Annotated in this window: 21 protein-coding genes and 1 tRNA gene; 1 reads left to right on the forward strand and 21 read right to left on the reverse strand. The window is 41.0% G+C overall.

What is annotated here, in order from left to right:
* From gpmI to clpP, 7 genes are all read right to left on the reverse strand, one after another.
* On the reverse strand, positions 1–1,545 hold the full coding sequence (gene gpmI / locus HMPREF1210_RS12600; protein ID WP_016429077.1) for a 2,3-bisphosphoglycerate-independent phosphoglycerate mutase: 1,545 nt from the start codon (positions 1,543–1,545) through the stop codon (positions 1–3).
* Positions 1,538–2,299 carry a triose-phosphate isomerase gene (gene tpiA, locus HMPREF1210_RS12605; RefSeq protein WP_016429078.1) on the reverse strand — a complete coding sequence of 254 codons (762 nt, stop codon included), beginning with the start codon at positions 2,297–2,299 and terminating at the stop codon, positions 1,538–1,540. The genes gpmI and tpiA overlap by 8 nt, the downstream gene beginning before the upstream one ends.
* A 12-nt stretch (positions 2,300–2,311) precedes the next feature.
* Positions 2,312–3,499: a phosphoglycerate kinase gene (pgk, locus tag HMPREF1210_RS12610; protein WP_016429079.1), complete on the reverse strand. Its 1,188-nt coding sequence runs from the start codon at positions 3,497–3,499 to the stop codon at positions 2,312–2,314.
* Positions 3,500–3,623: 124 nt separating this feature from the next.
* Complete coding sequence (gene gap / locus HMPREF1210_RS12615; protein WP_016429080.1) at positions 3,624–4,631, reverse strand: type I glyceraldehyde-3-phosphate dehydrogenase; 1,008 nt, start codon at positions 4,629–4,631, stop codon at positions 3,624–3,626.
* A gap of 12 nt (positions 4,632–4,643) precedes the next feature.
* The gene (locus HMPREF1210_RS12620) at positions 4,644–5,681 is read right to left on the reverse strand and encodes a sugar-binding transcriptional regulator (RefSeq protein ID WP_016429081.1); all 1,038 of its coding nucleotides are present in this window, start codon (positions 5,679–5,681) and stop codon (positions 4,644–4,646) included.
* A gap of 114 nt (positions 5,682–5,795) precedes the next feature.
* Positions 5,796–6,029, reverse strand: a complete 234-nt coding sequence (locus tag HMPREF1210_RS12625) for a glutaredoxin family protein (RefSeq protein WP_016429082.1) — start codon at positions 6,027–6,029, stop codon at positions 5,796–5,798.
* Between the two features lie 318 nt (positions 6,030–6,347).
* Entirely contained in the window at positions 6,348–6,944 is a 597-nt protein-coding gene (gene clpP / locus HMPREF1210_RS12630) for an ATP-dependent Clp endopeptidase proteolytic subunit ClpP (RefSeq protein ID WP_016429083.1), read from the reverse strand.
* Between the two features lie 169 nt (positions 6,945–7,113).
* Here clpP and HMPREF1210_RS12635 point away from each other — a divergent pair.
* Positions 7,114–7,185, forward strand: a tRNA-Arg gene (locus HMPREF1210_RS12635).
* A 181-nt stretch (positions 7,186–7,366) separates the two neighbouring features.
* Here HMPREF1210_RS12635 and HMPREF1210_RS12640 read toward each other — a convergent pair.
* The 14 genes from HMPREF1210_RS12640 to hisD form a co-directional block, all read right to left on the reverse strand.
* Positions 7,367–8,155, reverse strand: coding sequence for an N-acetylmuramoyl-L-alanine amidase (locus HMPREF1210_RS12640; protein ID WP_016429084.1), 789 nt, complete (start codon positions 8,153–8,155; stop codon positions 7,367–7,369).
* 267 nt (positions 8,156–8,422) lie between these two features.
* On the reverse strand, positions 8,423–8,680 hold the full coding sequence (locus HMPREF1210_RS12645; protein ID WP_016429085.1) for an HPr family phosphocarrier protein: 258 nt from the start codon (positions 8,678–8,680) through the stop codon (positions 8,423–8,425).
* A gap of 74 nt (positions 8,681–8,754) precedes the next feature.
* The gene (gene whiA, locus HMPREF1210_RS12650; RefSeq protein ID WP_016429086.1) at positions 8,755–9,711 is read right to left on the reverse strand and encodes a DNA-binding protein WhiA; all 957 of its coding nucleotides are present in this window, start codon (positions 9,709–9,711) and stop codon (positions 8,755–8,757) included.
* Between the two features lie 26 nt (positions 9,712–9,737).
* The gene (yvcK, locus tag HMPREF1210_RS12655) at positions 9,738–10,730 is read right to left on the reverse strand and encodes a YvcK family protein (protein WP_016429087.1); all 993 of its coding nucleotides are present in this window, start codon (positions 10,728–10,730) and stop codon (positions 9,738–9,740) included.
* 4 nt (positions 10,731–10,734) lie between these two features.
* Entirely contained in the window at positions 10,735–11,622 is an 888-nt protein-coding gene (gene rapZ / locus HMPREF1210_RS12660) for an RNase adapter RapZ (RefSeq protein ID WP_016429088.1), read from the reverse strand.
* The gene (locus HMPREF1210_RS12665) at positions 11,619–12,095 is read right to left on the reverse strand and encodes an 8-oxo-dGTP diphosphatase (RefSeq protein ID WP_016429089.1); all 477 of its coding nucleotides are present in this window, start codon (positions 12,093–12,095) and stop codon (positions 11,619–11,621) included. The genes rapZ and HMPREF1210_RS12665 overlap by 4 nt, the downstream gene beginning before the upstream one ends.
* Before the next feature lie 423 nt (positions 12,096–12,518).
* Positions 12,519–13,469 carry a thioredoxin-disulfide reductase gene (gene trxB, locus HMPREF1210_RS12670; RefSeq protein WP_016429090.1) on the reverse strand — a complete coding sequence of 317 codons (951 nt, stop codon included), beginning with the start codon at positions 13,467–13,469 and terminating at the stop codon, positions 12,519–12,521.
* 69 nt (positions 13,470–13,538) lie between these two features.
* Entirely contained in the window at positions 13,539–15,065 is a 1,527-nt protein-coding gene (locus HMPREF1210_RS12675; protein ID WP_016429091.1) for a lipopolysaccharide assembly protein LapB, read from the reverse strand.
* Positions 15,066–15,138: 73 nt separating this feature from the next.
* On the reverse strand, positions 15,139–15,774 hold the full coding sequence (gene hisIE, locus HMPREF1210_RS12680; protein WP_016429092.1) for a bifunctional phosphoribosyl-AMP cyclohydrolase/phosphoribosyl-ATP diphosphatase HisIE: 636 nt from the start codon (positions 15,772–15,774) through the stop codon (positions 15,139–15,141).
* Positions 15,771–16,529: an imidazole glycerol phosphate synthase subunit HisF gene (gene hisF / locus HMPREF1210_RS12685; RefSeq protein ID WP_016429093.1), complete on the reverse strand. Its 759-nt coding sequence runs from the start codon at positions 16,527–16,529 to the stop codon at positions 15,771–15,773. Before hisF ends, hisIE begins: the two co-directional genes overlap by 4 nt.
* Positions 16,523–17,266, reverse strand: coding sequence for a 1-(5-phosphoribosyl)-5-[(5-phosphoribosylamino)methylideneamino]imidazole-4-carboxamide isomerase (gene hisA / locus HMPREF1210_RS12690; RefSeq protein WP_016429094.1), 744 nt, complete (start codon positions 17,264–17,266; stop codon positions 16,523–16,525). Before hisA ends, hisF begins: the two co-directional genes overlap by 7 nt.
* A complete protein-coding gene (gene hisH / locus HMPREF1210_RS12695) occupies positions 17,263–17,916 on the reverse strand; it encodes an imidazole glycerol phosphate synthase subunit HisH (protein ID WP_016429095.1) in 654 nt (217 codons plus the stop codon). The genes hisA and hisH overlap by 4 nt, the downstream gene beginning before the upstream one ends.
* Complete coding sequence (hisB, locus tag HMPREF1210_RS12700; protein WP_016429096.1) at positions 17,913–18,503, reverse strand: imidazoleglycerol-phosphate dehydratase HisB; 591 nt, start codon at positions 18,501–18,503, stop codon at positions 17,913–17,915. Before hisB ends, hisH begins: the two co-directional genes overlap by 4 nt.
* Complete coding sequence (gene hisD / locus HMPREF1210_RS12705; protein WP_016429097.1) at positions 18,500–19,786, reverse strand: histidinol dehydrogenase; 1,287 nt, start codon at positions 19,784–19,786, stop codon at positions 18,500–18,502. Before hisD ends, hisB begins: the two co-directional genes overlap by 4 nt.
* Positions 19,787–19,798 lie beyond the last annotated feature (12 nt).

Below are 19,798 nucleotides of genomic sequence, written 5' to 3' on the forward strand. Positions count from 1 at the left end.
TTAAATCTCCTCAGCTTTCACTAATGTTTCACCTGTCATTTCAGGTGGTTGATTAATTCCTAATAAGTGTAACATGGTTGGCGCCAAATCGGCTAAAATGCCATCGTCTCGTAAGGTAACGCCTGATTTCGTGACGATGACAGGCACCGGATTTGTCGTGTGTGCAGTCATCGGTGTTCCTTCGATCGTTAAGACCTCGTCAGAATTCCCATGATCTGCTGTGATAATGGCCGCTCCACCTTTAGCTAGCAAGGCATCCACAATTCGACCTAAACATTCGTCAACCACTTCGATTGCACGAATCGTCGGTTCGAGCATTCCACTATGCCCCACCATATCCGGATTGGCAAAGTTTAGTATGATTCCATCAAAACGATCGGAGTCAATAGCCTGCAATAATGCATCCGTCACTTCATAAGCGCTCATTTCTGGTTGTAAATCGTATGTCGCCACTTTAGGTGAATTGATGAGAATTCGTTCTTCACCAGGGAACCGTTCTTCCCGTCCGCCACTCATAAAGAAAGTTACATGTGGATATTTTTCTGTTTCAGCAATGCGTAATTGTGTTTTTCCGTTTGCAGAAAGAACTTCTCCAACCGTGTTCAGTAAGTTATCACTTTCGTAAGCAACTGTAGCCACAACTTCATCACTGTAAGCAGTAAAAGTCACAAACTTCAAATCTGTTGGATGCTTCACGCTTAAAGGAAATGTTGTTTCACATCTTGGATTGGTAAAAACAGACGATAATTGAATTGCACGGTCAGGTCTGAAATTGAAGAAAATGACCGCGTCCTGTGAATCAATCGTTGCAACTGGTTGTCCATGATTTTCAATAACAGTCGGCAATACAAACTCATCCACTACGTTACTATCGTAGGAAGCCTTTACTCCCACCACAGCTGACGCAGCTGTTTCACCTACACCATCGACGAGCGCACGATATGTTTTCTCTACTCGCTCCCAGCGACGATCGCGGTCCATTGCAAAATAACGTCCACTAATAGTTGCGAACTTACCGATTCCGATTTCCGCCATTTGACGCTCGGTTTTTTCAATATAGTTGATGGCTGTTGTAGGTCCGACATCTCGCCCATCGAGGAATCCATGTACAAAAACTTCATCCAGTCCATTATTCTTCGCCACCACTAACAGAGCAAACAAATGTTCATAATGTGAATGGACGCCTCCATCCGATAATAAGCCCATCAAATGTAATTTTGAGCCATGTACTTTAACGTGTTCAATGGCTTCTAAAAATGCAGCGTTGTCAAAGAAATCGCCATCGGAAATCGATTTATGGATACGGGTCAAGTTTTGATAAACAATCCGTCCTGCTCCAATATTTAGATGTCCAACTTCTGAATTGCCCATTTGACCTTCAGGAAGTCCCACTGAATTTCCCGCCGCAATCAACGATGCATGGGGATATTGATTCCAATAGCGATCGAAATTTGGCTTTTTTGCTTGTGCCACTGCATTGCCAAAAACTTCATTACGCAGTGCAAAACCGTCAAGAATAATCAAGGCAACTGGTGATTTAGACATTGGCACCAGCCTCCAACAATTTCAGGAAAGAAGAAGGCTGTAAGCTTGCCCCACCTACTAGAGCTCCATCAATATGCTCCATTCTTAACAATTCATCAATATTTTCAGGTTTTACAGAGCCACCGTACTGGATGCGAAGAGCTTCAGCTACCGATTGTCCGTATAATGACTCCACTTTCGCACGGATGGCGCCACATACTTCATTTGCGTTTTCAGATGTCGCAGTTTTGCCAGTACCAATTGCCCAGATTGGCTCATACGCGATGACGGACTGTTTTACTTGTTCTTCAGTTAAATCTGCAAGTGCTTTCTCTACTTGGCCTTCAACCTTAGATGTGGTGTTTCCAGCTTCACGCTCTTCGAGTGTTTCACCTACACAAATAATTGGCGTTAAAGAATGGGCAAAAGCTGCATGTGCTTTCTTATTCACCGCTTCGTCTGTTTCGTTGAAGTATTCACGGCGTTCTGAATGTCCTAAAATAACATAGTCAACACCTAAATCCGCTAATTGGACAGGACTGACTTCTCCTGTAAAAGCGCCTTCTGTTTCAAAGTGCATCGTCTGTGCGCCTACATGTACGTTAGAATCCGATACGATTTGTTTCAATGACTCCAGAAAAAGGGCAGGTGCACAAATAACCGTATCCACTTTCACAGAATCCGGAGCCAACCCTTTTACTTCTTCTGCAAATTGTTTTGCTTCAGATAACGTTTTATACATTTTCCAGTTGCCAGCAATAATGGGTTTTCTCATACGAATTCCTCCTTAGTTTTGATCGTTCAGAGCTATGACTCCAGGTAAGTCTTTACCTTCCATGAACTCTAATGAAGCTCCGCCACCAGTCGAAATGTGATCCATTTTTTCTGCAACATCGAATTTTTCAACAGCCGCGGCTGAATCGCCGCCGCCGATTACTGTATACCCCTGTGTTTCGGCCATAGCATTTGCAACACCTTTCGTGCCTTCCGCAAATGGTGCCATTTCAAATACGCCCATTGGTCCATTCCAAATAATCAGTTTCGAATTGGCAATGACATCCGCATATTGAGCTGTTGTTTTTGGTCCGATATCAAGACCCATCCAATCAGAAGGAATCGAATCGATTGCGACAACTTTTGTTTCGGCATCTTTTGAAAATTCATTTGCTACGACAACGTCTATCGGCAAGAATAAATTCACGCCTTTTTCTTTCGCTTTATCGATAAATGATTTGGCTAAATCAATTTTGTCTTCTTCAAGCAAAGATTTCCCAATATCATTGCCTTGTGCTTTAGAAAATGTATAAGATAAGCCTCCACCGATAATAAGGTTGTCCACTTTATCCAATAAATGATCAATTACACCGATTTTGTCTTTTACTTTTGCTCCACCAATAATCGCTGTAAATGGACGGTCGGGTTCCGATAATGCTTTACCTAGTACATCCAATTCTTTTTCCATCAACAAACCAGAAACTGCTGGAATGTGCTTAGCAATACCTTCTGTTGAAGCATGAGCGCGGTGCGCAGCTCCAAAAGCATCGTTTACAAACACATCTGCAAGCTTCGCGAATTGCTCAGCCAATTGTTGATCATTTTTTTCTTCACCCTTATGGAAACGGACATTTTCAAGCAATACAATGTCTTCGTCTTCCATTCCGGCAATTGCTTCTTCAACCGACGCGCCGACTGACTCGTCCAGTTTTTGAACAGGCTTATGTAATAGCTCACTTAAATGTTTACCGACTTCAGTCAAGCGTAACTCTTCAGTGACTTCTCCTTTTGGACGGCCCATATGGCTCGCCAAAATTACTTTCGCACCCTTTTCCATCAATAGTTGAATCGTTGGAAGTGCTGCACGTATGCGTGTATCATCAGTAATTTTGCCATCTTCCATCGGGACGTTGAAATCCACCCGGCAAAATACGCGTTTTCCTGCTAATTCGAGCTGTTGCATTGTCTGTTTTTGTTTCATGAAGAATCTCCTCCTCCAAAAATTAAAAAAATAAGGAACGGAGGGTACCTCCGTTCCTTTTACCCTACTTTATTATAGAGGTTAATGACAATATTCGCTACTATAGCTCAAGAACTTAAACGCCTTATAAACCTTTGCTAGCCATGTGTAATGCAAGGTCGATACAACGAGTAGAGTAGCCTGTTTCGTTATCATACCAAGACAATACTTTTACCATGTTTTTCTCAAGAACCATTGTAGACAATCCATCAACAGTTGATGAAGCAGCGTTACCGTTATAGTCACGAGATACTAATGGTAACTCGTTATATTCTAAGTAACCCTTAAGTTCATTATCAGAAGCAGTTTTAAGTGCTGAGTTTACTTCTTCAGTCGTTACATCTTTTTCAAGCTCAACTACTAAATCAACAAGTGATACGTTTGGTGTTGGCACGCGAACAGCCATACCATCTAATTTGCCTTTTAATTCAGGAAGAACTAGTGAAACTGCAGCTGCAGCGCCTGTAGATGTTGGAATCATTGATTCAGCAGCTGCACGTGCGCGACGGTAGTCTTCATGTGGTAAATCTAAAATACGTTGATCATTAGTATAAGAATGAATTGTTGTCATCATCCCACGTTTGATACCAAAGCTTTCATGAAGTACTTTTGCCACTGGTGCCAAACTGTTTGTAGTACATGAAGCATTTGATACAACATTATCCGAATCTGCGTTATAAGACTCGTGGTTAACTCCCATAACGAATGTCGGCATACTTCCTTTACCAGGAGAAGAAACGATAACTTTTTTCGCACCCGCTTCGATATGTTTGCCTGCAGTTTTTTCATCACGGAAGATTCCTGTTGATTCGATTACGATATCGATTTCAAGGTCTTTCCAAGGCAATACCGATGGGTCTTTTTCTGCATACACACGTACTTGTTTACCATTGACGATTAAGTATTCACCTTCAGAAGAAACATCAGCATCAAAAACGCCGTGAATTGAATCGTATTTCAGTAAATGAGCTAACATCGCTGCATCAGTTAAGTCGTTAATTGCTACTACTTCCACTCCATCACGTTGTAATGCCTCGCGGAATACCACTCGCCCAATACGTCCAAATCCGTTAATCGCTAATTTTAAAGTCATTTATAGTTCCTCCTAATTTTCATTACTCATAAGTTGAGTTAATTTCTTCGCTGCACCTTCATCCGTAATCAATACGGTCTGATTTGGTGCATGCTTTAAATATGAAAGCATGGCAGAAGCTTTTGATGCTCCACCAGCTACTGCTAGTAAATGCTTCACTTGATTCAGTTGTTTTAATTGTATTCCAACTGTCCGAATCCGATGGACTGCTTTGCCTTGCTCATTGAAATAGTATCCAAACGCTTCTCCCACAGCCTGTTTCCCTGAAATGATATCCAGTTCCTCAAGGCTTGAGTTGCGTCGTTTAGCCATTTCTTTTGCATCACCGATACCATGAATGACAATGTTCGTGTGATCATATAAGTCCATCATTTCCTTAATGACAGGCTCTTTTATCATGGTCTTATATGCAGCTTCACTTAAATGATCAGGTAAGTATAGTGTTCTGGAAGTACCACTGGCTTGTGCGGCAAATGCAGATGCAATATGATTCGCTTGCAGTTCCACATTTTCCCCGATTCCTCCCCGCGCTGCCACAAACACTAGATTCTTTGGTTTGATGTGCACCGACAAGTGATTCGTAATGGCAGCAATCGTACTTCCACCCGTTACAGCGACAATATCAAGCTCTTTTGATAATTGCTCCAGTTGCTTTGCAGCTTCCTGACCAATCAATGACTTCGCTTGACTTTCTTTTTCGCTATCTCCAGGCACGATGATTACGCGACTTAACTTGAAACTCTTCTCAAGTTGTTTTTCCAGTTCACTTAATCCAGACCATTCGTGTACTAAATTTTTCAAGCTATCTAAAACATCTTTACCTTCATGCGTAATTTCCATTCCATTTGCAAGCACATGTATTAATCCTTGTGCTCGTAAAATGTCAAGCTCTCTTCTTGTCTCCCGTTCGGTTGAGTGAACGATTTCACTAAGGGCTCTGCGACCAATTCCAGCAGTTAACTGGATGGTCATCAATAAACGATATCTTTTTTGGAGAAGCGCAGTCATTTCCGGTAACAATTTTTGTTGTGCTCCAAGTAATTGATTCATTGCATTCTCCTTCTGAAAAGTGGTTGGACGTTTTTTGTCCCACTACATCATTTTATGTCCCACCTTAATAATAATATACTCCTTTTCTAAAAAAAGAGCAAATAAAAAAGACGTTTACGATGTAAACGCCTCTAATAACGTAGGATAATCAATCCGTCCTTCCTGAATGACCACTCCGTTGCTTTCGATTACTGGAATGCGGAGTAAGTACTTTTCATGGATGTCATCATTGTCTTCAATATTGATTTCTTCTATATGTAATTCAACATCTTCTTTTACAAGTTGTAGCATCATTCGTGCGTCTTCACACAAAGTACAGTTCGGGCGAGAATAAAATTGTACGTTCATTATCCATCTTCCTTTCACGTCTTTAACATCTTGATATCCAGAATTGTACTCTATTTTCCACAATTGCACGTCATAAATTTATAAAAAAACAAGTGGCTGTCTTAAGCCGCTTTCTGTACCCTCATTTAAAAACCACGACAAGCGCCGCGTCCACGTGAACCCGGTCCCACACCGCCACCGCCAGCACTTCCTTGATTGGCCTATACCGGCTCGTGCTTTTAAGTTATCCGGAAATGCACTCTTTCGTTACAGTATCCTTAATCATAGCCATAAACAAAAAAGCTACAATGACTATAAAAGTCACTGTAGCTTTGGTTATTATGATTTTTTCAATTCACTGCGAGAAATAATGTGATCAACAAGACCATAGTCTTTCGCACGCTCAGCTGTCATGAAGTTGTCGCGGTCCGTATCTTTTGCGATGACATCAATCGGTTGACCTGTACGTTCTGACAAGATACCGTTTAATTTTTCACGCAAGAATAAAATGCGTTTTGCAGCGATTTCAATTTCAGTCGCTTGCCCTTGTGCTCCACCAAGTGGTTGGTGAATCATGACTTCAGCATTCGGTAAAGCATAACGTTTACCTTTTGTTCCAGCCGCAAGCAAGAATGCGCCCATTGAAGCTGCCATCCCGATACAAATTGTTTGCACGTCCGGTTTGATGAAATGCATTGTGTCAAAAATCGCCATACCCGCCGTGATACTTCCACCTGGGCTGTTGATGTAAATAGAAATATCTTTTTCTGGATCTTCAGCTTCTAGGAAAAGTAATTGTGCCACGATGGAGTTTGCAACATTATCATCAATGCCGCTTCCAAGCATAATCACTCGGTCTTTTAATAAACGTGAGTAGATGTCATAAGCGCGCTCTCCGCGGCTTGTTTGTTCAATAACTGTAGGAATTAAATTCATGGAAATGCCCCCTTCAAGCTTAAAATAATTTTCGTACATCCCGAGTATCATCTATTGTACTCGGTTGTTCCTTTATAATATACAAGTTGGTCAAGGAAGGTCAAATATTATGCATAAAAAAGTACAGTTGAATTGTTTGCCTACTATTTGTATAATAGGTAAGTCGCTTGCCCTCGTGGTGCAATGGATAACACGTAAGATTCCGGTTCTTGAGATGGGGGTTCGATTCCCTCCGAGGGCGTCAAAAGGAAACCGTCCCAAACGTTAAAAGACGTATGGGTCGGTTTTTTTATTTATATTCATTCATTCAGACAATGGATCACTTTAACTTCCACAAAGAATGGAAATCTGCGAGTAACAACCTTTTTTGCATCAGTGGCTTTTCATTACAAAATTTTCACCCATTCAAAACTGTGAATTTTTTATATTTTATCCAAGAGCAACCGTTTTAACACAATTGCAGTTAATCCAATCGCTTCAGATTCTGTCAAGCTTCCCTCCTCAGCCTTTTTCTCCCAATGATTGGATTCAATTACGCCTTGTTCACGCGCCTTGGTCAACATATTTTTAAATTCATTATTTAATGATATTGAACCTGTATTGAAAAACTTCGTTTCCTCCTTACCAGAAGAATCAATAACTTCTTTCATTTTCAGTCCGAAACTCTCCGCGATACCTTGAGCGATTGCTACACCGTGTGCTTTCAAATAACTGTCATCACGCATTTTTACGATATCCGTGAGACTATCCATAAAACCACCTTCTACTAGTACTGCTGGCATAACTGTCTCCCGCAATTCATGAAAGTTGGCAGATTTCACACCGCGATCCCTCAACCCCATCGCTTTCACTACTTTCGGATGAATGGAATTGGCCAGTTTGAGTGAAGATGGATTATTGTTTGCCGGCTCCATTACGTAGGTTTCGATTCCTCCATGATTTCCCCATTGCCCTCCAAGAGCATTATGGTGACAGCTGATGTACATATCAGCTTTCCAAGCATTTGCCATATCAGTGCGAGACGCTAAGGGTATATCCGTTTTTCCGCTGGGATCGTCGACCCGCATTTGTAGAACACCTTCATATTTATCCAGATGTGCCATGCCTGACAGAACCACTTTGTTATTGAATGTCCATTCTTTTTCATCATTTGGCGACCGTTTCCCTGCAGTAGTCAATCCATGTCCTGCAGACCATGCTATTTTAATCATTTCTATTTCCCCCTTTCCTATTAAGATTTTTATCCCATTTTTTAATAACATTCGAAAAAACCATGAATAGTCATCGTCGCTTTTATGCCCCTATTATTTAAAATTAAATTGTATTGTAGCTATAACCCATAGTATTCTCGTAAATCTATTGGGACTGAGTAATTTACTAGATTTATCGAAAAGTAGCAATAGTTAAGTGAAACATTGTGAACTTGATGAATTTTGTCCATAAAAAAACCTTCGACAGATCGTCGAAGGTTTTTGATTTTAATTTTCTTTTTGAATCATGGCGATTAGTCCTTCAACCGCCTGTTCTTCATCTGATCCTTCAGCACTGATTGTAACTGATGATCCTTTGCTGATGGCTAGGCTCATTATGCCCATAATACTTTTTGCATTTACTTTTTTATCGTCTTTTTGCAGATATACATCTGCTTGGTAACGATTTGCTTCTTGCACAAAAAGAGCAGCCTGTCTTGCCTGTAATCCTGATTTCAATTCAACTTGTACTTGATTTTCCGTCATTAGTTCATGCCCCCCTAATCTCTGTCCGTTCATGTATTGTTTTTTATGTTAGCTGAAATGAGTCATTCTCACAACTATCTTTTCACTTTATCGAACGCAACGCCACCGCGAAGTCCATCAGCAATTTCATCAAGCTTACGTAATCGGTGATTAATGCCTGATTTACTGATTGTACCTGTTGAAACCATTTCGCCAAGCTCTTTAAGCGTGACATCTGTGTACTCAACACGCAATCTTGCTACTTCCCTCAGCTTTTCAGGCAATTGATCAATTCCCATGACATTATCAATATAACGAATATTTTCCACTTGTCGTATGGATGCGCCAATTGTTTTATTGAGATTGGCAGTTTCACAATTGACGAGACGATTTACGCTATTTCGCATATCGCGGACAATGCGGACATCTTCAAATTTCAATAATGCGTGATGAGCTCCGGTAATACTTAAAAAATCCGATATTTTTTCAGCTTCTTTTAAATAGGTCACAAACCCTTTTTTACGTTCAATTGTTTTAGCATTCAATCCAAAGCCATTCATTAAATTAACAAGTGCATCACTATGGTCTTTATATAGCGAATAAACTTCCAAATGGTATGCAGAGGTTTCCGGATTATTGACTGAGCCACCAGCCAGGAATGCACCACGCAAATACGCCCGCTTGCAACAATTCTTTTTAACCAGTTCAGCTGAAATTGTATGATTGAACTGAAAGTCTTCTGTAATGATTTTCAAATCTTCCAGCAAAGCTTTTGACCCATCTCGCACCCGACAAATATATACATTGTTTTTTTTCAAGCGCATCTTTTTTCGTACCAATAGTTCTACTTGGTACGGGTACAATTCTTTCATCAATGTATATAAACGTCTGGCAATCGCTGCATTCTCGGTTTGTACATCCAAACTCAAACTTCGGTTCGCAAATGAAAGCGCACCATTCATGCGGATGAGTGCAGATAGTTCTGCTTTCGCGCAACAAGGTGTTATGTCAGCCTGCGTCATTTCTTTTTTTGTTTCAGATGCAAATGACATATATATTTCCCCCTTTCGAGCGAAAGTTAGATAAATGATTGCTTGATTGCATTTTCCTTATCTTCCGCATAATGGACCAGCCATTCCGCAACTTTGGTTGCGTCATGACGAATGGCTCCATCCTGGATGGTCGCAATATCTTTTTTGACCACTGTTATTCCTAATTGATTTAATCTTGATTCGTCATAACTCACCGGCATAGACTGTTCTTGTGCATAAATTTCTTGAACGGATAATGGAACTTCATCCGTGTTAAGTAAAATCGTCTGAATAAACGGCGCACCCATATGCAACATCAATGCACGGACATGATCAGCCGCTGAATAGTTCAATGTCTCTCCAGCTTGTGTCATCAAGTTGCAAATGTATACGTTTGGTACCTTCGATTCGAGTATTGCTTTTTGAATTCCTTGAACCAATAAATTGGGCAAAATACTAGTATATAAACTTCCTGGTCCAAATACGAGTAAATCAGCTTTGCAAATTGCTTTAATCGTATCTGGAAGCGGTTCCACATCATTGGGTGTCAGAAAGACACGATGAATGCGTTGATTGTATGTAGGAATCTTTGATTCTCCCGTAACAATGGTCCCGTCGTCCAGTTCTGCATGAAGGGTGATTGTCTGATTCGCAGCTGGCAATACAGTACCATGAACATTTAATACGCGACTCATTTCCCGAATCGCATGCGAAAAGTCACCAGTTATATCTGTCAACGCTGTTAACATTAAATTACCTAGTGAATGTCCACCTAAATCATCAGATTGACTGAAACGATATTGGAACATTTCTTCAACTAAAGGCTCTACATCTGATAATGCAGCCATTACTTTTCGAATATCTCCCGGAGGCGGAATATCGTAATCGTCGCGGAGTCTGCCTGAGCTGCCTCCATCATCTGCAACTGTAACAATTGCAGTGATATCGACCGGGAATTTCTTTAATCCTCGCAACAACGTGGATAGACCCGTCCCCCCGCCGATTATGACGATTCGTTTCCGGCGTTTGGAACGTGCCATTCCATCAGCCCTTTCTATGTTTAATATCGCGATGCGTAATTACAGTTTGATAATCTTGTTGGAACAATTTCGCATAGTATTCCGTAAGGGTTACGGAACGGTGTTGCCCACCGGTACAACCAAATGCAATGACGAGCTGGCGTTTTCCTTCTCGTTTATATTGAGGAATCATGTAAGTCAGTAAATCAGTCAGTTTTTCAATTAATATTTGGGTTTCCGGCCATTTCAACACATAACCAGATACATCAGAATCCAAGCCGGTTTTCGGACGCAAATCTTCTATATAATAAGGATTTGGCAAGAATCGTACATCAAATACTAAATCCGCATCAATCGGTAAGCCATGTTTAAAACCGAATGACATGACGTTTACAGTAAATGTAGAGCTTCCTATTGAAGAAAACTCTTCTTGTATTTTTTCACGAAGATCTTTCGGTTTCAGGGTTGAGGTGTTGTAAATGAATTGAGCTCTTCCTTTCAACTCAGAAAGCAACAAACGTTCTTTTGCAATCCCCTCTAAAGGTAAGCCTTCAGGAGCGAGCGGATGTGAACGCCGTGTTTCTTTATAGCGTCTGACCAGAGTTTCATCGTCCGCTTCCAGGAATAAAATTTTTGGTGTACATAAATTCCCTTGCGCCATTTCATCGAGAGCACCAATCAACGAATCGAATAAATCTCCGCCACGCATATCCATTACCGCAGCAATCCGATTCATGTCTTTTCCTGATTCCTTCATTAATTTTAAAAACGTCATTAATAAAGCTGGTGGCAAGTTATCGATACAGAAAAACCCTAGATCTTCGAAACTTTGAATGGCAACTGTTTTCCCTGCGCCAGACATGCCGGTAATGATGACCAATTCCGAATCCTGAGTTTGTTTTGATTCCATCATTGCTTCTCTCCCTCATATGACGCTTGTATATCTTGTTTAATCAAATCAAAATCATGGGTGTAAACAAATGTCCCGTATTGAACCCCTTGTCCTGATACAGCAAATTGTAAGTTCGTACGATCTCCTTCTGCCATTGGCAAATGTGCCAAGGCTTCCACAGGATGCCACTCCAAAATTCCTTCTTTTGTTACTTCAAATGGAATACCTTCTAAATCATGCGACACAAATGTAAAGAGCATCCACTCATTTTCGATCTGCTGTTCGTCTTGTACGATCATCGTATAAACGCCTTTTAAATGAGGTTTGACAGGTACGGTGTTGGTTTCCTCTTGAAATTCACGAATGGCCGCGCTGTAAATGGACTCGCCTGCTTCCATTTTCCCGCCAGGGGCTACATACCAATTTCTACGTGGTTTTTTCAATAAAAGAACCTGTTGATCTTTCAAAACAATTAAATTTGCTATACGCTGCACATTCGACACTCCACATCCAAATAAACTCACTTATTCTATTATACAACTTTGAAGGATGGCATATCAAAAAGTATGCAAAAAAGAAAAGCGGAAAGCTCGTCTAGTGATCGGAATGACATCATGGCAAGTTGTTTTCAAGAGTTTTGACCATTGTTATTGAATATCTGACCATTCAGAACCGTTATTGACCACTCAAAGACGTTTTCTGACCGGTTAACTTGATTTTCTGTCCAGTTCGAAGCACTTTCTGTCCATACACTTTCAACCCCCTTTCCAAACGGCAAAAAAAGAGGCTGTTTCATCGATTTGCACCGAGAAACAGCCTTTCAAAATGTTGCTATAAAAAGGGGGTCAATTTACTATCCTTAATATACACCTTTATTGTTGCAAGGGTATTACAGATGGATTAAAGATTGATTAAAATTAAGCCTTAATGCTTAATTTTTCGTGTAATTCTTCGATATAATGCTGTGCAGCCTGTGCAGCGATACTGCCATCACCTGTTGCCGTTACAATTTGACGTAACGTTTTTTCACGGACATCTCCAGCAGCAAAGATACCAGGGATGCTCGTTTCCATTTGTTCGTTTGTTAAGATATACCCCATTTCGTTCAGGATACCTAATTGAGCAAATGGTTTTGTCAATGGAAGCATTCCGATGTAAATAAATACACCGTTCGCTTTAAATTCCTGTTCCGAATCATCTACTGTTGATGCCAATGTCACGCTTCCGACTTTGCCATTTTCATCGTTAATCGATTTCACAGTATGGTTCCAGATGAAGTCGATTTTTTCATTTGCAAACGCACGTTCTTGTAGGATTTTTTGTGCACGAAGTTCATCACGACGGTGAACAATCGTTACTTTGCTAGCAAAACGTGTTAAATACACGCCTTCTTCCACAGCAGAATCTCCGCCTCCTACAACGACTAATTCTTTATTTCTAAAGAATGCGCCATCGCAGACCGCACAGTAACTTACTCCACGTCCACCCAGTTCAGTTTCGCCTGGAATTCCCATTTTCTTATATTCAGCACCGGTTGTGATGATGATTGAACGGGCTTTATATTCTTTCCCACCCGCTTTAATTGTCTTGAACGCTTCACCATCAGTGATTTCCTGTACATCTCCGTATGCGTACTCCGCACCGAATTTCTTGGCATGTTCAAACATTTTCGTTGAAAGTTCAGGTCCTAAAATATGTTCGAAACCGGGATAGTTTTCAACTTCCTCAGTATTTGCCATTTGGCCACCTGGAATGCCACGTTCAATCATTAAAGTCGATAAATTTCCTCGTGATGTATATACAGCTGCTGTCATACCTGCAGGACCAGCCCCGATAATCACAACATCATAAATTTTTTCTTCAGTCATTAAAAATACCTCCTAAACCCTTCTATCACAAATCGTATAAGATTCATGCAAGTCATTCAACTTTTTTGCTTAAGTATCAAAAAGCGGTAAAAATTGAATAAGTTCATTTACATATTTTGTGATGGTTGGTGTGGTAATCTCATAGCGTTCCGCTAGTGCTTTTTTTGTAATGCCTTGTGAACGTGATGATTGGAACATATAATCCGCAGCGGCCGCTAAAGCCTTAGGGTTTTTAAAGGCATAGCCTTTATCAATACCACGCTCAATTAACACAAACCACATTTGAAAGAGGAATGATCCGTCAATTGTTAACGGGTGATTTTTCCGGTACAGCACTTCTGTTGCTTCGACCGCTCTTAAAAAAGAACGTTCAGCAAGTCGACTAGTTTCAAATTCGTGCCCAAGGGCATGGGCCAACAACCATTTTTCCATCGTAGAGTACGTTTCTACATTTACCCATTCAGGATGAGCGATAATTTCTTGTTTATGTGCAGTCTTACCCAACAAAAACAAACCGAACATTCGCTCACTGCGATACGCATTTTCAAGCTTTTCTACAATAAAATCACGATTGTGCTCCATGCCATCTAAAGATTCGCCTTCTTTTTGGCCAGCCCAAGGTTCCAGTCCGTGTTTTTCGGGATCAATTTGAATCAGTTGTTTCCAGTATTGACGAGCTTCTTTTTCATGTCCCGAAAAGTATGCAGAATGTGACAACCAGAAATAAAAGCCAGGGTCGCCCTCGTATCCGCGTTTTTGAAGTGAACGTAACCATTTATACGCATCTTCATATTTACCAACCAAAGCAAAAGTTGCACCCAGCTTGTAGCGGTGTTCCAGCATATACGGTTGGATTTTCCCGAGTAAATTCAAAAGATAAGAGAGTTCCTGCTCATTTTTTTCGTAATAATGAACGACTGCCAAATTACACAATGCATGCAAATTCCCTGTGTTTTCTTCCAACACTTTATGTAATAAAGCTTTTGCTTGATCGACTTCACCGATATAAAAATAAGCAAGCGCCAAATTGTTGAATGCAGCCCAGAAATCCGGATTTTCTTCAATCAAATTCTCCAAAACTTCAATTGCCTTCTCAAAGTTTCCTTGTTCCATCATCCGTCTTGCTTTTTCTTGAATGACTAAAATTTCGCTTCCGATATTATCATCTTCAAATAACGGCCAGTCTTCTTGTTCCGAGAAATCAATGATCTCCATCGCTTCCTCAGCGTAAGCTCCCGTCATATCCAATTCAATATACTGTTTGGCATACTTATGGGCATCCGAAAGAAAACCGAGATGAGCATTGACTTCGGCCAAGAAGAAAACAATTTCACTTTCATTTGGATCAAGACTGTACGCACTTTGCAATAATTCTAGGGCATGGTCGTATTTTTCCACTTCCATTTCCACAATTGCGTATTGCATTAAAATAAGCGGATCATCAGGACTCAGTTCCGCTGCACGTCTCAAATATTTATGCGCTTTTTCAAAATGCTCACGATTCAGAGCTACTAACGCTTTTTGATAATAATATTCGCCTGTAGGAATAAACGAGACGATGTTTTCATTCGCGAGTTGTTTGTGTTTTTTCTCCAATTAATGCCTCCGAAAAAATAAAAAGGAACACAACAGGTCCCTTTTCAGTATCTCTCTATTATAGCACATTGGCTTATGATTTACTCTCATGTCGTTTCTGTAAAACTTCCAACACATCATACAAATTCACTTTTTGTTCTTGAAGCAAGACTAATAAGTGATAGATCAAGTCAGCCGCTTCCCATTGCAATTCTTCGGCATCACGGTTTTTTGCGGCAATTACAACTTCTGTCGCTTCTTCCCCGATTTTCTTGCCGATTTTGTCCACGCCTTTTTCAAATAAGTAGGTCGTATAGGCACCTTCTGGCATAGATTTTTCACGTTGTTGGATGACTTGTACCAAATCTGCCAAAATCCCAAAACTGCCGACAGTTTGTCCTGGAGAGAGGATGTCTTTATGAAAACAAGTGGCTTCACCCGTATGACAAGCAGGACCTTTTGGCAACACTTCCACCACTAATGCATCTTCATCACAGTCTGTTCGGATGGCTACTACTTGTTGCGTGTTACCACTCGTTGCACCTTTATGCCATAGTTCTTGTCTCGAACGACTGAAGAACCATGTTTCTTTCGTTTCAATTGTTTTTTCCATTGATTGACGATTCATATAAGCGACCGTCAACACTTCTTTTGTTTGTGCATGTTGAACAACAACCGGTATCAGTCCTTGCTCATCAAATTGAATGGTTTCCAATACGTTTTTTGTCATCTGACTGACACTCCCTTCTCTCGCAGTACACTTTTCACTTCTGCTACACTTGTCTCTTTATAATGAAAAATGGAAGCCGCCAATGCCGCATCTACATCCACTTCATTGAATACATCATAAAAGTGTTGGGCATTTCCTGCTCCACCACTTGCGATAACCGGAACATTGACAGCCTCCCGAACCGCTTTCGTTAACGCCAAATCAAAACCACTTTTTTCACCATCTTTGTTCATGGACGTCAGGAGAATTTCTCCTGCACCTAATCGAGTGGCTTCTTGTGCCCATTTAACTGCTGTCCATTGTGTAAGCCGTCGACCACCATGCGTATAGACCATCCACGTCCCGTCATCTTCTGACCATTTTGCATCAATAGCGACGACAATGCATTGTGAACCGAAATAAGCCGCACCTTCAGCAATCAATTCGGGACGGTCAAGTGCAGATGTATTGACTGATACTTTATCTGCACCTGCCCGCAGCAAGTTTTTCATATCATCCAGTGTTCGGATTCCGCCTCCAACGGTAAAAGGAATAGCCAGTTCAACGGCAGTTTGACGTACGACATCAATCATCGTCTCTTTTCCTTCATGCGAAGCCGATATATCCAAAAATACTAACTCATCTGCCCCTTGCTCATCATAAAATTTTGCAAGTTCGACCGGATCTCCTGCATCTCGTAATGAAACAAATTGAACCCCTTTTACCACTCGTCCTTCTTTGACATCCAAACATGGAATAATTCGTTTTGTTAACATGAAGCCACCTCACGCAATGCTTCCGGTAACGTGAAACGATTTTCATAAAGTGCTTTACCAATAATCACGCCACCAATTTTTGAACCTGCGGCTGCTTTTGCAACTTTCTTTACGTCTGAAAGTGAACTAATGCCCCCAGAAACAATCACTTCTGCTCCCGTAGCTTCGGCAAGAAGTTCATTCGCAAGAATATTAGGTCCACTTAATGTTCCGTCCGTTGCTATATCCGTAAAAATAAAGGTTTTCGCACCATGAGTTGCAAAATATTGCCCTACTTCAATCGCGGATTTTGAGGAAGTTTCCAACCATCCATGTGTAGCAACCATGCCTTCTTTTGCATCAAGGCCTATAACTATTTTCTCTGCACCGAACCTTTGGATTATCGAGACCGCTAGCTCTGGTTGCTGAATAGCCAAGCTTCCGATGATGACTCTTGCCACACCATTATCCAGATAATATTTCACATCTTCTTCAGTGCGTATTCCTCCGCCAATTTGCACATTCACACCAAGCTCAGTAGCCGCACGGATTACATCCTTATCATGAATTCGTTTCCCATCTTTCGCGCCATCCAAATCTACCATGTGAATCCACTTTGCTCCTTGGCATGCAAAAGTTTTTGCCATTTCAAAAGGAGATTCCGCATAAACCGTCTCTTGATTATAATCACCTTTAAATAAGCGCACACATTTGCCTCCACGCATATCAATCGCAGGGAATAATTCAATCACTGTCATCTTTGTTCACTCCTTTCTTTTACTTGACCGACCCATTTTTTCAACAAGTACTTTCCGAACGGTCCAGACTTTTCAGGGTGAAACTGCATACCAGTGATTGAGTCTTTCTGGACAAGTCCAGGAACAAACTGACCTGCATATGTACTGCTTGCCAGTACTTCTTTTTGCATTGTATTTTGTGCCAAATAGGAATGGACAAAGTAGACATGAGTTGAATCTTCTTTATCGAGACCCTTCAGCCAATCTGGTTGATGTGTAAAAGATAATGGATTCCATCCCATATGAGGAATTCTGATACGTTTTTGTTCTGTATCCAGTTGTTCAAATTTCTGAATATGACCCGTTAATATACCTAAACCTTCCGTCCATCCATTTTCTGTACTATCTTCATATAGAAGCTGCATGCCCAGACATATGCCAAGTAACGGTTTGTTGGTGTTCTCGATTTGTTTAATATATTGATCCAATCCAGACTCACGCAGACGACTCATGGCATCTGGAAATGCCCCCACACCTGGTAAAACATAACCATCCATTTGATTTAAGATGTTTGTATCTGCCGTTATGGAAACTTCACAACCTAGTCGGAGCAGCGCTTGTTCAACACTATACAAATTGCCCATGCCGTAATCGATTACACCAATTTTCATGTTAATAATCCTTTAGTGGATGGCACTCCTTTGACACGCGGATCAATGGATACCGCTTCATCGAGCGCTCTTGCCAAAGCTTTGAATATGGCTTCAATCATGTGGTGTGTATTATGGCCATAATGAAGGATTACATGAACATTCATCCGTGCTTCGAGAGTGAATTTCCATAAAAATTCATGGACAAGTTCCGTATCGAAATTCCCTACTTTTTCTTTAGGGAATGTCGCTCTGAATTCAAGGTGAGGACGGTTTGAACAATCCACAATCACTTGCGCCAGTGCATCATCCATCGGCACAAATGCATTACCGTATCGTCGTATCCCTTTTTTGTCACCTAACGCTTCTTTGACAACTTGCCCGAGTACAATCCCGATATCTTCAGTTGTATGATGATCATCAATATGTGTATCACCAGACGCTTGAATGGTCGCATTAAAGAATCCATGTTTCACAAATAAATCAAGCATATGATCCATAAAAGGGACGCCAGTATCAATCGTGGCCTGTCCTTCTCCATCCAGTTGCATCGTAACTTTCACTTGTGTTTCGTTCGTTTTTCTATTAATCGTTGCTTCGCGTGTCATGATTGATTCATCCCCTTTTTCCAGCCTCTTGATTCTACAGCTCTTGCATGGGCTTCTAACCCTTCCATTCTAGCCAGTCTTGCTATTTTGTCTGCATGTTGTTGCCATGTTTCTTCTGTGTAAAAAATGATGCTTGTCTTTTTGATAAAATCATCCACCGATAATGGACTGGAGAACCGAGCAGTGCTGTTTGTCGGCAAAACATGATTGGTCCCTGCAAAGTAGTCACCAATTGGTTCCGAACTGTATCGACCGATAAAAATCGCACCTGCATGTCGCACTTGTTGTGCAACTTCATGAGGATTGATTGTCATGATTTCCAAATGCTCCGGTGCCAATTTATTTACAGCTTTAATAATATCCAGCATTGTTTCTGCAACATAAATTTTCCCGAACTTTTCAACAGCTGCCCGTGCAATCTTCTCACGCGGGAGCGTTCGCAATTGTTTCTCCACTTCTATTGCAACTTCCTGAGCAAATACATTGCTCGTCGTCAGTAAAATCGGACAAGCCATCGGATCATGTTCAGCTTGCGATAATAAATCGGCGGCAATTTCGTCCGCATATGCAGTATCATCTGCGATGATGGCAATTTCACTCGGTCCTGCAATCATATCAATAGCCACTTCACCAAATACTTCCCGTTTGGCCAATGCAACAAACACATTACCTGGACCTGTTATTTTATCTACAGGTGCAATGGATTCGGTACCATATGCAAGAGCAGCGATTGCCTGAGCTCCACCCATTTTATAAATTTCTTCAATTCCTAAAATCGAAGCCGCAACCAATACTGCGTCTGGTAGTGCTCCTTTATCGTTTGGAGGTGACACAATGACAATTCGTTCAACACCAGCCACTTGTGCCGGAATGACATTCATTAATACCGATGACGGATAAGCAGCGGAACCACCTGGCACGTACAAACCAACTGCATCCAATGGACTTACTCGTTGTCCAATAAATGAGCCATTTTTGACGTCAACTTCATAAGATGACCGTTTTTGCATTTCATGAAAAAGGCGGATATTTTTTGCCGCTTCTTCCAAATCATTTTTAAGTTCTTCATCAAAATTGGCGAGTGCTTGTTGAATTTCATCCATCGAAACACTAAATTCACTTAGTTTAATTCCGTCCCATTTCTCGCTATAGTCCGCGACTGCTTGGTCACCGCGTTTTTTGACATCGGACAATACCATTTTCACGGTGTTCAATTGCTCCTCATTGCCCATTTCCAAAGGTCGTTTTAATGATATATCTTTCGTTAAAGAAACGATTTGCATATAATATCCTCC

It is taken from the genome of Paenisporosarcina sp. HGH0030 (assembly GCF_000411295.1).
GTDB lineage: Bacteria > Bacillota > Bacilli > Bacillales_A > Planococcaceae > Paenisporosarcina.

Coding starts and splice junctions, on each gene's coding strand:
- gpmI (WP_016429077.1), bottom strand. CDS start 1,545: ATGTCTAAATCACCAGTTGCCTTGATTATTCTTGACGGTTTTGCACTG.
- tpiA (WP_016429078.1), bottom strand. CDS start 2,299: ATGAGAAAACCCATTATTGCTGGCAACTGGAAAATGTATAAAACGTTA.
- pgk (WP_016429079.1), bottom strand. CDS start 3,499: ATGAAACAAAAACAGACAATGCAACAGCTCGAATTAGCAGGAAAACGC.
- gap (WP_016429080.1), bottom strand. CDS start 4,631: ATGACTTTAAAATTAGCGATTAACGGATTTGGACGTATTGGGCGAGTG.
- HMPREF1210_RS12620 (WP_016429081.1), bottom strand. CDS start 5,681: ATGAATCAATTACTTGGAGCACAACAAAAATTGTTACCGGAAATGACT.
- HMPREF1210_RS12625 (WP_016429082.1), bottom strand. CDS start 6,029: ATGAACGTACAATTTTATTCTCGCCCGAACTGTACTTTGTGTGAAGAC.
- clpP (WP_016429083.1), bottom strand. CDS start 6,944: ATGAATTTAATTCCTACAGTTATTGAACAAACAAGCCGCGGAGAGCGC.
- HMPREF1210_RS12640 (WP_016429084.1), bottom strand. CDS start 8,155: ATGATTAAAATAGCATGGTCTGCAGGACATGGATTGACTACTGCAGGG.
- HMPREF1210_RS12645 (WP_016429085.1), bottom strand. CDS start 8,680: ATGACGGAAAATCAAGTACAAGTTGAATTGAAATCAGGATTACAGGCA.
- whiA (WP_016429086.1), bottom strand. CDS start 9,711: ATGTCATTTGCATCTGAAACAAAAAAAGAAATGACGCAGGCTGACATA.
- yvcK (WP_016429087.1), bottom strand. CDS start 10,730: ATGGCACGTTCCAAACGCCGGAAACGAATCGTCATAATCGGCGGGGGG.
- rapZ (WP_016429088.1), bottom strand. CDS start 11,622: ATGATGGAATCAAAACAAACTCAGGATTCGGAATTGGTCATCATTACC.
- trxB (WP_016429090.1), bottom strand. CDS start 13,469: ATGACTGAAGAAAAAATTTATGATGTTGTGATTATCGGGGCTGGTCCT.
- hisIE (WP_016429092.1), bottom strand. CDS start 15,774: ATGACAAAAAACGTATTGGAAACCATTCAATTTGATGAGCAAGGACTG.
- hisF (WP_016429093.1), bottom strand. CDS start 16,529: ATGTTAACAAAACGAATTATTCCATGTTTGGATGTCAAAGAAGGACGA.
- hisA (WP_016429094.1), bottom strand. CDS start 17,266: ATGACAGTGATTGAATTATTCCCTGCGATTGATATGCGTGGAGGCAAA.
- hisH (WP_016429095.1), bottom strand. CDS start 17,916: ATGAAAATTGGTGTAATCGATTACGGCATGGGCAATTTGTATAGTGTT.
- hisB (WP_016429096.1), bottom strand. CDS start 18,503: ATGACACGCGAAGCAACGATTAATAGAAAAACGAACGAAACACAAGTG.
- hisD (WP_016429097.1), bottom strand. CDS start 19,786: ATGCAAATCGTTTCTTTAACGAAAGATATATCATTAAAACGACCTTTG.